Origin of the sequence: Kribbella antibiotica (assembly GCF_004349055.1) — a bacterium.
Lineage (GTDB): Bacteria > Actinomycetota > Actinomycetes > Propionibacteriales > Kribbellaceae > Kribbella > Kribbella antibiotica.
Map to the genome: position 1 here is coordinate 38,127 of NZ_SMKX01000054.1, position 11,614 is coordinate 49,740.

General features: G+C 68.1%; 13 protein-coding genes. 10 read left to right on the forward strand and 3 right to left on the reverse strand.

What is annotated here, in order from left to right; genetic code table 11:
- Nucleotides 1–27 precede the first annotated feature (27 nt).
- From E1263_RS19705 to rsgA, 4 genes are read left to right on the forward strand one after another with little or no spacing between them, the layout of a single operon-like run.
- Complete coding sequence (locus tag E1263_RS19705) at nucleotides 28–606, forward strand: DoxX family protein (RefSeq protein ID WP_132169412.1); 579 nt, start codon at nucleotides 28–30, stop codon at nucleotides 604–606.
- Between the two features lie 25 nt (nucleotides 607–631).
- Nucleotides 632–1,822 carry a flagellar basal body-associated FliL family protein gene (locus tag E1263_RS19710; RefSeq protein WP_132169414.1) on the forward strand — a complete coding sequence of 397 codons (1,191 nt, stop codon included), beginning with the start codon at nucleotides 632–634 and terminating at the stop codon, nucleotides 1,820–1,822.
- Between the two features lie 48 nt (nucleotides 1,823–1,870).
- Nucleotides 1,871–3,142, forward strand: a complete 1,272-nt coding sequence (gene aroA, locus E1263_RS19715; protein WP_132169416.1) for a 3-phosphoshikimate 1-carboxyvinyltransferase — start codon at nucleotides 1,871–1,873, stop codon at nucleotides 3,140–3,142.
- Entirely contained in the window at nucleotides 3,142–4,152 is a 1,011-nt protein-coding gene (gene rsgA, locus E1263_RS19720) for a ribosome small subunit-dependent GTPase A (RefSeq protein WP_132169418.1), read from the forward strand. Before aroA ends, rsgA begins: the two co-directional genes overlap by 1 nt.
- Here the strand turns inward: rsgA and E1263_RS19725 are convergent.
- A complete protein-coding gene (locus E1263_RS19725; protein WP_132169420.1) occupies nucleotides 4,145–4,636 on the reverse strand; it encodes a DUF2231 domain-containing protein in 492 nt (163 codons plus the stop codon). The genes rsgA and E1263_RS19725 overlap by 8 nt on opposite strands.
- Nucleotides 4,637–4,761: 125 nt before the next feature.
- On the opposite strand from E1263_RS19725, the gene hisN reads away from it, so the two are divergent.
- From hisN to E1263_RS19745, 4 genes are read left to right on the forward strand one after another with little or no spacing between them, the layout of a single operon-like run.
- Entirely contained in the window at nucleotides 4,762–5,541 is a 780-nt protein-coding gene (hisN, locus tag E1263_RS19730; RefSeq protein WP_132169422.1) for a histidinol-phosphatase, read from the forward strand.
- Between the two features lie 17 nt (nucleotides 5,542–5,558).
- Nucleotides 5,559–6,836 carry a M16 family metallopeptidase gene (locus E1263_RS19735; protein ID WP_132169424.1) on the forward strand — a complete coding sequence of 426 codons (1,278 nt, stop codon included), beginning with the start codon at nucleotides 5,559–5,561 and terminating at the stop codon, nucleotides 6,834–6,836.
- Nucleotides 6,833–8,179, forward strand: a complete 1,347-nt coding sequence (locus E1263_RS19740; RefSeq protein WP_132169426.1) for a M16 family metallopeptidase — start codon at nucleotides 6,833–6,835, stop codon at nucleotides 8,177–8,179. Before E1263_RS19735 ends, E1263_RS19740 begins: the two co-directional genes overlap by 4 nt.
- A gap of 10 nt (nucleotides 8,180–8,189) precedes the next feature.
- Complete coding sequence (locus tag E1263_RS19745) at nucleotides 8,190–8,528, forward strand: DUF4190 domain-containing protein (protein WP_132169428.1); 339 nt, start codon at nucleotides 8,190–8,192, stop codon at nucleotides 8,526–8,528.
- 1 nt (nucleotide 8,529) lies between these two features.
- On the opposite strand, the gene E1263_RS19750 is transcribed toward E1263_RS19745, so the two are convergent.
- Together E1263_RS19750 and E1263_RS19755 are read right to left on the reverse strand one after the other, a co-directional pair.
- Nucleotides 8,530–9,357 carry a DUF4190 domain-containing protein gene (locus tag E1263_RS19750; protein ID WP_132169430.1) on the reverse strand — a complete coding sequence of 276 codons (828 nt, stop codon included), beginning with the start codon at nucleotides 9,355–9,357 and terminating at the stop codon, nucleotides 8,530–8,532.
- Nucleotides 9,358–9,412: 55 nt separating this feature from the next.
- The gene (locus tag E1263_RS19755; RefSeq protein ID WP_132169432.1) at nucleotides 9,413–9,838 is read right to left on the reverse strand and encodes a CBS domain-containing protein; all 426 of its coding nucleotides are present in this window, start codon (nucleotides 9,836–9,838) and stop codon (nucleotides 9,413–9,415) included.
- 185 nt (nucleotides 9,839–10,023) lie between these two features.
- On the opposite strand from E1263_RS19755, the gene E1263_RS19760 reads away from it, so the two are divergent.
- A complete protein-coding gene (locus E1263_RS19760) occupies nucleotides 10,024–11,247 on the forward strand; it encodes an MFS transporter (protein WP_132169434.1) in 1,224 nt (407 codons plus the stop codon).
- Nucleotides 11,248–11,251: 4 nt separating this feature from the next.
- On the forward strand, nucleotides 11,252–11,614 hold a 363-nt coding region (locus E1263_RS19765; protein WP_132169436.1), incomplete at its 3' end, for a hypothetical protein.

Genomic DNA, 11,614 nt, shown 5'->3' on the forward strand with positions numbered 1-11,614 from the left:
TCACAACCCGTGGTGTATGAAGGAGGCATGACTGTCGTGCGTGCACTGGCCAGGCCGTTGTTGTCCGCCATTTTCGTCGCTCAGGGTGTGAGCTCGGTTCGCAACCCTGACCCGTTCGTGGCCAAGGCGCAGCCCGTGACCGACCGGTTGGTTCCGCTGCTGAAGAAGGCAGCCCCGCCGCAGATCGGTGACCGCATCCCGGAGTCGACAGCCAGCCTGATCCGGCTGAACGGTGCCGCCCAGGTGCTCGCCGGGCTCGCACTGGCCACGGGCAAGGGTCGCCGCCTCGGTGCGACCGTGCTCGCTGCATCGCTGGTGCCGACGACTCTGGCGGCGCATGCGTTCTGGCAGGAGGACGACAAGGAAGCCAAGGCCCTGCAGCGCTACCAGTTCATGAAGAACCTGGGTCTCCTCGGCGGTCTGCTGCTCGCAGCGGTCGACACCGAGGGCAAGCCGGGTGTGGCCTGGCGGGCAAGCCATGGCGCCAAGGCAGCGAAGCGGGAGACCAAGCGCGGCGCCAAAGCGGCCAAGCGCGAGGCACGTCAGCTGACCCGCGACGCCAAGGCAGCGGCCCGACTCGCGAAGGCCGAATTGCACCTCGGCTGACCTACCGCGGCCCTAGTGTGGCCGTGTGCCTACCTACAGTGACGACGGGCAGTGGTGGTGGGACGGGCGCTCCTGGCAGCCCGTAACCCAGCAGCCGCCGCAACAGCAGTACGCCGCTGCCCCTCAGCCGCAACAGCAGTACCCGTATCCGCAGCAGCAGGGCCCCGGGCAGGCGCCGTACCAGCCGCAAGGCTTCTACCAGCCGCCCAAGAAAAGCCGCGGCCCGCTGATCGTCGCTGGAGCCGTGGCACTTGTGCTCGTCATCGCTGTCGGCGGTGTGGTGGTCTGGAAGAACACCGGCTCCGACGACAGCAGCGGTGGCGGCACGACAGCAGGTGCACCGCCCAAGGACGCCAAGGTCATCGAGCCCGGCCAGCCGGTCACTGAGCAGGCTCTGAGCGAGGTGAACGCCCAGGCGTTCCACGAGAGTGTCATGAAGCGTCAGATGACCACTCCGATCGGCCGGCTGAAGACGGCGGTCTTCGAGAACGCGCAGGAGTTCACCGGCCGCTCGTCGTTCTACGTGATCACCGACATGGCGGTCGACCGCAAGTCCGGCGCCTACTACTACGCCAAGAGCGCGCTGGACGGCCCGAACGACGACGATCCGGGCAACAACCTGTGCATGGGCGCCGAAGAGTGGCGCTGGTCGAGCTTCAGCAAGGCGTGGGGGCCGACCAGGTCGGCCGGTATGGACTGCAAGCGGATACCGTTCCAGGGCGGCAGCGACGCGATCGTCTCCACCGGGCTGAACGCGGAGCAGGCCGACAAGGTCGTCGCCTACTTCCGCAGCAACAAGGGCTTCGTGAACGCCGCTCAGCCGACGCTGCTCACTGCCGGCGGGAAGACCTACGTCCGGCAGGTGGTCGACTTCAAGCCGATGGTGCTGTCCGACGACAACTACTGGGGTTCCGCACTCCTGATGTGGGGACTGCGCGAGGTCGGCATCAACCCGGCCGACTGGCGCTGGTCGAACCCGTTCAACCTGTCCGAGGGCATCCACATGGTCTATTACCTCGACACCGCCAGCCTGCTACCGGTCGGGGCCTTCCAGAGCGGTATCGACACCCCCGCTCAGCACGGTGAGCCGGCGACCAAGCGGGAGACGGTTCAGGTGGTCAACTACAGCTACCCGGCAGCTCTGCCGAAGCCGACGGTCCCCAAAGGCCCCGGCACGCTGACGATCTCCCTCCCCGAAGGCTGGAAGGTCCCGTAGCCGCTATGCCCTAGGCTCAAGGTCAGGAAAACGAGCGTAGGGAGCGGGATGAGTCAGGAGCAGGGCTGGGCGGCGCCACGGGCCGCAGGGGCGGTCAGCGGCCGGATCACTGTGCCGGGGTCGAAGTCGATCAGCAACCGTGCACTCATCCTCGCAGCGATCGCGGACGGCCCGTCGAACCTGACAGGTCTGCTCGCTGCTCGCGACACCACCCTGATGCGGACGGCGCTCACCTCGCTGGGCGTTGGCATCACTGACAACGGCTCCACCGTCACAGTCACCCCGGGCTCGCTCAAGGGCCCGGCCAACGTGGACTGCGGTCTGGCTGGCACTGTGATGCGCTTCGTACCGCCCGTGGCCGCGCTGGCTGACGGCGTGGTCGCGTTCGACGGTGATGAGTACGCCCGGGAGCGCCCGATGGGTGTCATCCTCGATGCACTCCGCGCACTCGGCGTACAGATCGAGGACGGTGGCACTGGACGGATGCCGTACTCGGTGTCCGGCACCGGGGCGGTGCATGGCGGCATCGTCACGCTGGATGCGTCCGGATCGAGCCAGTTCGTCTCCGCGCTACTGCTGGCAGGCGCCCGGTACGACGAAGGTGTCGACATCCGTCATGACGGCAAGCCAGTGCCGTCGCAGCCGCACCTGGACATGTCGGTGGGGATGCTGCGTGAGCGCGGCGTGCAGGTGGACGACTCGGAGCCGAACCGCTGGGTGGTTGCCCCAGGCCCCATTCGCGCGCTGGACGCAGCGATCGAGCCTGACCTGTCGAACGCAGCGCCGTTCCTGGCCGCAGCTGTCCTGACTGGTGGCGAGGTGACGGTGACCGGCTGGCCGGAGCACACCACGCAGCCCGGTGGGCAACTGCCCGAGATCTTCACCCGCTTCGGTGCAGAGGTGGTTCTGACCGCAGATGGGCTGACAGTGCGCGGCACCGGCCAGGTCAAGGGCTGTGACCTCGACCTGAGTGAGGTAGGCGAGCTCACCCCGGTCATCGCCGCAATCGCCGCCTTCGCGGACGGACCGTCATACCTGCGGGGCATCGGGCATCTGCGCAACCACGAGACGGACCGGCTGGCCGCACTGGAGCAGGAGTTCAACGCACTGGGCGGTGACGTCACGCAGACGGCCGACGGGCTGGAGATCCGCCCGAAGCCCTTGCAGGGCGGGCTTTTCGCGACCTACCACGACCACCGGATGGCGCATGCGGCCGCTGTGGTCGGGCTGCTCGTCGACGGGCTGCTGATCGAGAACATCGGAACGACGGCGAAGACACTGCCGGAGTTCCCCGAACTCTGGTCGGGGCTCGTCGGCTGATGTCGCGGTACGACGAAGAGGCGAAGTACGACCGGCCCAAGCGCCGGACCCGGCCACGCACCAAGGACCGTCCGACGTACGACGATGCTGTCGTCGCCTTCGTCACCACGCGCGACCGGGGGCGCTACACGTGCTGGGTCGGCGACACGACGACCGGCCGGCAGGTGACTGCGATGAAGGCTCGCCAGCTCGGGCGCAAGGGCGTGATCGTCGGCGACCTGGTCAAGCTCGACGGCAACGCCACCGGTGACGAGGGCTCGCTGGCCCGGATCGTCGAGGTGCTCCCCCGAACGACCCTGCTGCGCCGCTCGGCCGATGACGACGACCCGATCGAGCGACCGCTGGTCGCGAACGCCGAACAGCTCGTGATCGTTGTCTCCGTCGCCAACCCGGAGCCCCGCACCGGGCTCATCGACCGCTTCCTGGTCGCCGCGTACGACGCAGGGATGCGGCCACTGCTCTGCCTGACCAAGACCGACCTGGCCGACCCCACACCGCTGCTCGACGCGTACCGCCCGCTCGGGGTCGAGTCAGTGGCCACCCAGCAAGGTGGTGACCTGGAGGCGCTCCGTGAGCAGCTAGAGGGTCGCACCAGCGTGCTGGTGGGTCACTCCGGCGTCGGAAAGTCCACCCTGGTCAACGGGATCATCCCGACCGCGCAGCGCGCCATCGGTGTCGTCAACGAGGTCACCGGCCGCGGCCGGCACACCTCCACCAGCACCGTCGTACTGCGGCTGCCGGATGGCGGTTGGATCATCGACACCCCGGGCATCCGGTCCTTCGGCCTTGCCCATGTCGATGCCGACAAGCTCATCGACGCGTTCCCTGACCTCGCGGACCTCACTGGCGACTGTCCCCGCGCATGCACCCACACCGAGCTCTCCCCCGGCTGCGCCCTCGACACGGCAGTCGCCGAGGGCACAGCCGACCCGGAGCGGGTCACGTCGTTCCGCCGCCTGCTGGCCAGCCGCGAAGGGCGCGAGCAGAAGGACCCCGAGCAGCCTACTTAGGCAGCTGCCCGTCCCAGACCGCCTTCGCACCGGCGTCCCCGGTGCGAACGGTCTGGTAGATCACCAGTACGCCGATCACAACCACCGCTGCGCTGGTCACGAGCTCCAGTGCTCGGCCACGACCCTCTTTGGCGCCCTTGCCGCTGGCCAGCGCAGATGGTCCGCCCAGCAGCAGGAACGCAGCCACGGCGATCACTGCGAAGATCAGGCAGAACCAGAACAGCAGGTCGCCACGCTGCTGGTGTAGCTCGACCGCCTTCTGCAGAGTGGGGACTGCGGCAACAAAAGCCTCACCGCTCTCCTTGGCGACGAAGGCGAGCACCAGCGAGCCCAGGCCGAGCAGCAGCACCGGCCAACGCAGAAGCCACCGCCAGCGCGGTACAAGAGCGAAAACGATCGCGGTCAGGGCGGAGACCGGGAGCACCAGCACAGCGGCGTGGATCACCAGCACATGCATCGGCAGATCCCCGAAGCGCTCGAACATGTGACGCCTCCTAAAGGCAGTCGTGTGGTTCTGTACCAGTGCACACGATCTGAACCGCCATTCGGTTCAACCGCGCCGCAAGACGGGGCGGTGAGGCGGGGAAGGTATTCGGCTAGCCTTCGGCCATGCCCTCGCACACGGATGACCTGCGGCTCGCCCACATCCTGGCCGACGATGCTGACTCGACCACGATGGACCGCTTCAAGGCACTCGACCTGCACGTGGCGACCAAGCCCGACATGACCCATGTGAGCGATGCGGATCAGCGGGTCGAGGACGTGATGCGCAAAACGCTCTCCCGGGCCCGCCCGCGGGATGCGTTCGTCGGCGAGGAGGCAGGGACGACGGGTTGGGGCGCCCGCCGCTGGGTGGTCGATCCGATCGACGGCACTGCCAACTACGTCCGTGGCGTCCCCGTGTGGGCCACACTGATCAGTCTGATGATCGAGGACCAGGTCGTCGTCGGTGTGGTCTCCGCTCCGGCCATCGGCCGCCGCTGGTGGGCGTCGTACGGTGACGGGGCCTGGACCGGCCGCTCGCTGCACTCGTCGCAGCCCTGCCGGGTCAGCGACGTCAGCACGATCGAGGACGCCTCGCTGTCCTACTCGTCGATCAAGGGCTGGGACAAGCTCGGCAAGGCCGACCAGTGGACCGGCCTGATGGACGACTGCTGGCGGACCCGCGCGTACGGCGACTTCTGGTCCTACATGCTGGTCGCCGAGGGCGCGGTCGACATCGCCGCCGAGCCCGAGCTGAACCTGTGGGACATGGCCGCCCTGTCGATCATCGTCGAGGAGGCCGGCGGCAAGTTCAGCTCGGTCGACGGTGAGCCCGGCCCCGGCGGCCCGAACGCTCTCGCCACCAACGGCCGCCTGCACGACGAGGTACTGAAGCGCCTAGCGTGACCACGTAGGGTGGCCGCATGCCCTTGAACTACCCCCTTGCAGAGCAGACGCTCGACAACGGCCTGCGGGTCGTGGTCAGTTCGGACCGCGCCGTTCCGATCGTCGCGGTCAACCTCTGGTACGACGTGGGTTCGCGTCACGAGCCACCCGGCCTGACCGGGTTTGCGCACCTGTTCGAGCACCTGATGTTCCAGGGCTCGCGCAACGTCGAGTCCGGTGCGCACTTCAGCCTGCTGGAGACGGTCGGTGCGAGTCTGAACGCGAGCACCTTCTTCGACCGCACCAACTACTTCGAGTCGCTGCCGAGCGGCGGTCTGGATCTGGCCCTGTGGCTGGAGGCCGACCGGATGGGCTATCTGCTCGACGCGCTCACCCAGGAGAACCTGGACAACCAGCGTGACGTGGTGAAGGAGGAGAAGCGGCAGAGCTACGACAACCGCCCGTACGGCGACTCGTACGAGCGACTCGTCCGCCTGCTCTTCCCCGAGAACCACCCGTACGCGCACATGACGATCGGCTCGATGGCCGACCTGGATGCGGCCTCGCTGGAGGATGTGCACGCGTTCTTCCGCAAGTACTACGGCCCGAACAACGCCGTCCTGACCATCGTCGGTGACGTGTCGGTCGAGGACGCCTTCGACGCCGCCAAGCGGTACTTCGGCCACCTCGAGGCCATCCCGACGCCACCGCCGGCCCCGGACGGCACGATCGGCCCGCTCACCGAGGTGCTGCGTGACGACGTCCAGGAGGACGTGCCGTCCGACCTGATCACCATGATGTTCCGGCTGCCGCCGGACGGGACTCCGGAGCTGGATGCGGCCGGGCTGGCGCTCGACGTGCTCGCTGCGGGTCAGAGCGGCCGGCTGAACCGCAGGCTGGTCCGCGACGAGCAGATCGCCCAGTCCGTCTCCGGTGGGGCGCTCCCGCTGATCGGTGGGGTGTCTTTCGGGACGCTGACCGGTATCGCGTCGGAGGGCGTCGACCTGCAGCAGGTCGAGGACGCACTGGTCGAGGAGATCGAGAAGCTGGCCGAGGGCGGCATCACGGCCGACGAGCTGGCCACCGTGCAGGCGCAGGCCGAGCGGGACTGGCTGGAGGCGCTGTCGACAGTCGCCGGCCGGGCAGACGAGATCTCCCACCACGCGCTGCTGTTCGGCGACCCGAACCGGATCAACACCCGGATCGACCAGGTTCGCGCAGTGACGGCCGAGCAGGTCCAGTCCGCTGCCCGCGAATGGATCCGGGCGGCTGGTCGCGCTCAGGTGACATACCGCCGTACGGAGGAGGAAGCATGAACCTGATCACCACTCCCCCACCGGTCACCCCGCCGGGCCCGTGGAAGTTCCCGGAGTCGACGGCCACGACCACCAGCGCCGGCACGCCGGTGCACATCTTCGACCGCCCCGGCCAGTACGTCGCCACTGTGCGCGTCACGATCGCGATGCCGCTCTTCGTGGAGCCGCGGGAGCTTGAGGGCGTCGCGACGATCATGTCGCGCACTCTCGACGAGGGCACCGAGCTGCACTCGGCCAACGACTTCGCTGCGGCGCTGGAGCGGCACGGAGCGGCGTACGGCGTCGATGTCAGCTCGGACGCGCTGCACGTCGAGATCTCGGTCCCAGTGTCGCATCTCGCTCCGGCCGTGAAGCTGCTCGCAGAGGCCGTCACCCGGCCCGCGTTCAACGTCGCCGATGTCGGACGGCATGTGACGATCCGGCTCGGCGAAATCAACCAGGAGAAGGCGAACGCCGGCTACCGGGCCCGTGAGGCCTTCGCTGCGCACCTGTTCGACACCTCCGCGCGCCGTTCCCGCCCGACAGCCGGTACGCCGGACACCATCCGCCCGCTGACGAATGTCCAGGTGGCCGAGTTCTACCGGAGCAACGTCGGTCCGGCGCGCGCGCAGATCCTGTTCGCCGGTGACGCGACTGGTGTGGATGTCGCTGCGATCGTGGACGACGCTTTCGGCGACTGGCGGGCCGAGGTCGCGCCCGTGCTGGAGGCTCCGGAGCCGCTGTACCTGCCTGGCAACCGCCTGGTGCTGGTGGACCGCCCTGGCTCGGTGCAGAGCCAGCTGGTGATCGGCTGCGCCGGTCCGGACCGCCGAAGCGCCGCGTGGGGTCCTGCCGCCGTGGCGAACCACGTGGTCGGTGGCACGATCACCTCCCGCGTGGACACCGTCCTGCGCGAGGAGAAGGGGTACACGTACGGAACGCGCAGCAGCTTCTCAGCACCCCGCAAGGGCGGCACCTTCACGCTCGGCGGCGCCGTACGGACTGAGGTGACCGGTGCGGCCATTGGCGACGCACTGCGGATCCTGCGCGAGGCACGCGACGGTCTGACCGAGCAAGAGGTGCAGGAGGCCAAGGACAGCCTCACGCTGACCGCACCGCTGCGCTACGAGCAGGCGGACTCGATCATTCAGCAGGTGGGCAGCAACATCGCCAACGGCGTCCCCATCAACTTCGCCGACACCTACATGCAGCGGATCGCCGCGACCACGGCCGAGCAGGCCACAGCGGCGTACCGGGAGTTCGTGGGAACCGAAGGGCTGCTGGTTGTCGTCGTAGGGGAAGCCAAGGACGTCAGGCCGCAGCTCACCGAGTTCGGACTGGGGGACCTGATCGAACTGACCTGAGGAGCACAGGATGTCGTACACCGACGCCACCGACCGGACGCACACCTTCTACCCGGTGCAGCCCGGCTCCCCGGACCAGCCGGCGTACGGCATCCTTCAGGACAACTCCCAGGCGACCGTCGCGGTCGTCCTGGGAGCGATCGCCCTCTGCACCGGGCTGCTGTTCCTGTCCCCGGTCGCCTGGTGGCTCGGCAGCCAGTCGGTGGCCGAGATCGACGCCCGGCCCGGTGTCTACAACAACCGCGGAATGGCCCAGGCCGGCCGCATCCTCGGCATCGTCGGTACGGCGCTGCTCGCCGCCGGCCTGGTCTTCTTCGTGCTCATGCTGACCACGTTCGTGGCGGTCTGAGCTACTTGCTAGGAACCACCAAGCAGGTGACGCTGCGGTCGCCCAGCCGCCAACTGCTGTCGGTCGGGTGCAGGTAGAAGATGTCGGACGGCTCGGCCGCCTGCTTGTTCAGCGCGTCCCACCGGTCGGTGCAGCCCGTCTCGGCCGAGGCCTGGACGGACGCTGCGCCCGGGAACTTGCCGGCTGGCAGAGTGAACAAGGCGTAGGCCTCGCCGCCGTTCGGCCCGCTGCACGGGACGAGTTTCAGCCCACTGACATCGTCGCTCTCGCTGAGCTTCTCGACGCAGTCACCGACCTTGAGCTTGTTCGGCTGCACCCTCGTCGGCTCGGTCACCTGTCCGGACGAATCCCGCTTCGGCTCGTCGCCGGCATCGATGACCGCTGCCACGAAGATGCCGATGAGCCCCAGGATCCAGAGCCCGGACAGGACTAGACCGGCGATCGCGAGCCCGCGCCCGCCCTGGTTGCGCTGCTTGATCTGGCGCAGCCCCACGATGCCGAAGATGACACTGAGCAGGATCCCGCCGATGATGCCGAAGATCAGCGACGCGATCGCGAACCCGTTGGTGCCCTGCGGCGGGCCCTGATACGGCTGCTGGGGAATCCCCTGGATCGGGGACATGGGCGGGAAACCCGGCTGCTGACCGCCGTACGGCGCCGGTCCCGGGTACGGCGGCTGACCGCCGTACTGGGGCTGTCCGCCGTACTGGGGTGCGCCGTCCTGCGGTGCCCCGTACTGGGGCTGTCCGGGTTGCTGGGGACCCGGGTAGGGCGGCTGGCCGTCGGAGGGCGGACCGGGAGGCCCGGCCGGGGGTGGAGTCTGACTCATGGTCGGACTGTAAACCCCGCCGGCCGGTCCTGCCGGGATCAGGCCTGCACCGGAATTAACTCGAGATGTAGTTGGACAGCTGCTCCTTCTCGAACTCCAGCTCGCCGATCCGCGACTTGACCACGTCACCGATGCTGACCAGGCCGGTCAGCGCACCGTCCACGACGATCGGGACGTGCCGGATCCGGCGGTCCGTCATCAGCCGCATCATGTTGTCGATCAGATCGTCCGGCGTACCGGTGTGGACCTCGGCGGTCATGATCGCGTTGACCCGGACGTCACCCGCGTCCGGCGTACCGTTCCAGAGCCGGACGATGTCGCGCTCGGAGACGATGCCGTCCACCGAGGAACCGTCCGCACTCACCACCACTGCACCGATGTTGTGCTCGGCCAGCAGGGCAAGGAGTTCGGTGACGGTCGCTTGGGGCGAGATCGTGACGACCTCGTTTCCCTTGCCGCGCAGTACGTCGTTGATCTTCACGGAGCCTCCTGCAGTTCGAGGGGGGACCAATACCCCAAGGTAGCGAAAAGACCACTCGCGCGGCAGGTCTCATCTCAGAAACGATGAGTGACGACGATGTCACTCGCTGTTGTGAACATATTCACGAGCCCTTCGGCGTCCTGGCCCGTAGGCTCGCCAGGTTTGGTACCGAGCGAGGGAGACTCATGAGCTGGCGGCAGGACCTCGCCGTACTGCGGCTTCGCGACGTCCGGTTGTTCGTCATGTCCCGGTTCGTCTCGATCCTCGGGTCCACGATCGCGCCGGTGGCCCTGGTGTTCGCCGTTCTGGACATCTCGCACACGGCAAGCGCGGTCGGCCTCGTGCTCGCGGCCCGGAGCATCCCGAACATCGTGTTCCTGCTGATCGGCGGTGTGATCTCCGACCGCCTGCCCCGGCACCTCGTCATCCTGGTCGCCAACTCGGTCAGCGGCCTCACTCAGGCGCTCGCCGCCGTCCTCGTGCTCTCCGGCCACGCGACGATCGGGCAACTGGTCGTGATCGAGGCGATCAACGGAGCGGCCGCCGCCTTCGTGATGCCGGCGATGGCCGGTGTCCTCCCGGCGATCGTCAGCAAGTCCGACCTTCCGCAGGCGATGGCGATCTCCGGCTTTGCCCGGTCGGCCGCGATGATCGGCGGCGGCGCGGTCGCCGGCGTCATCGTCGGGCTGACCGGTCCAGGGGTCGGACTGGCGGTCGACGCGGCCACGTTCTTGATCGGCGCAGCCCTGATTTCTCGGCTCACGCTGCCGCCCATCACCCGCGAAGCAGCTTCGGTACTCACGGACCTTCGCGAAGGCTGGAGCGAATTCGCCTCCCGGCAGTGGGTCTGGGTCGTCGTACTGGCCTTCGGTCTGCTCAACGTCCTTTACACCGCCTGCTATCAGACCCTCGGCCCGGTCATCGCCGACCGCACCTTCGGCCGCACCGGCTGGGGCCTGGTGAGCGCCTGCTTCGGCGCCGGCCTGGTGCTCGGCGGCCTCCTGATGCTCCGCCTCAAACCGCGTTACCCGCTCCGCGCCGGAATGGCCGGCATGCTGCTCGGGGCGCCGATGATTCCCTGCCTGGCTTTGTTCCCCAACCTCGTCGTCATCGCCATCGCCGCATTCATCATGGGCCTCGGCTTCGAGGTGTTCGGCATCGGCTGGGAGACCGCCCTCGGCCAGCACGTCCCCCTCGACAAGCTCTCCCGCGTCTCGTCGTACGACATGCTCGGCTCGTTCATCGCCAACCCCATCGGCCAACTCGGCGTCGGCTACGTCGTCGCCGCCGCGTCGATCAAGGCCGTCGAGCTGTACGGCGGCACGCTCTACACGCTGATCATCATCGGCGCCCTCGTCGTCCCCTCGGTCTGGAAGCTCCGCAGGCTGGACCACGCACCAGTAGGCTGACGCCGTGAGTTCAATCGTGCCGGGTCCGCAGAAGAAGCTCGAACAAGAGATCGATGCCGCGCGGTCGGGTGAGAAACCCCTGTCGGCAGGCGATCTGAACCCTTCCGCACCCCAGCACGCCGGCCTGACCGGCCTCGACGACTGGCCGTCCACCCTGCGCGCCACCGTCGAATCCGACTACGAGCGCACGACGGCCCTCACCACCAACCGCCGTAAAACCGCCGACCGGTTCGTGCCTGCCCTCATCAAGAGCCTCACCGAACTGGTCGACGACATCGAGACCGCCCTCCAGGCCACCAAACCAGGCCTCTTCGGCAAGAACACCCCGGCCGACCCGCCCTCCCCCGACCTCGCCGAACTCCTGAGC

Bases quoted from the DNA above. Each gene is read 5' to 3' on its own strand.
- E1263_RS19760 (WP_132169434.1), top strand. From the start codon at position 10,024: ATGAGCTGGCGGCAGGACCTCGCCGTACTGCGGCTTCGCGACGTCCGG.
- rsgA (WP_132169418.1), top strand. From the start codon at position 3,142: ATGTCGCGGTACGACGAAGAGGCGAAGTACGACCGGCCCAAGCGCCGG.
- E1263_RS19740 (WP_132169426.1), top strand. From the start codon at position 6,833: ATGAACCTGATCACCACTCCCCCACCGGTCACCCCGCCGGGCCCGTGG.
- E1263_RS19750 (WP_132169430.1), bottom strand. From the start codon at position 9,357: ATGAGTCAGACTCCACCCCCGGCCGGGCCTCCCGGTCCGCCCTCCGAC.
- hisN (WP_132169422.1), top strand. From the start codon at position 4,762: ATGCCCTCGCACACGGATGACCTGCGGCTCGCCCACATCCTGGCCGAC.
- E1263_RS19705 (WP_132169412.1), top strand. From the start codon at position 28: ATGACTGTCGTGCGTGCACTGGCCAGGCCGTTGTTGTCCGCCATTTTC.
- E1263_RS19735 (WP_132169424.1), top strand. From the start codon at position 5,559: ATGCCCTTGAACTACCCCCTTGCAGAGCAGACGCTCGACAACGGCCTG.
- aroA (WP_132169416.1), top strand. From the start codon at position 1,871: ATGAGTCAGGAGCAGGGCTGGGCGGCGCCACGGGCCGCAGGGGCGGTC.
- E1263_RS19725 (WP_132169420.1), bottom strand. From the start codon at position 4,636: ATGTTCGAGCGCTTCGGGGATCTGCCGATGCATGTGCTGGTGATCCAC.
- E1263_RS19745 (WP_132169428.1), top strand. From the start codon at position 8,190: ATGTCGTACACCGACGCCACCGACCGGACGCACACCTTCTACCCGGTG.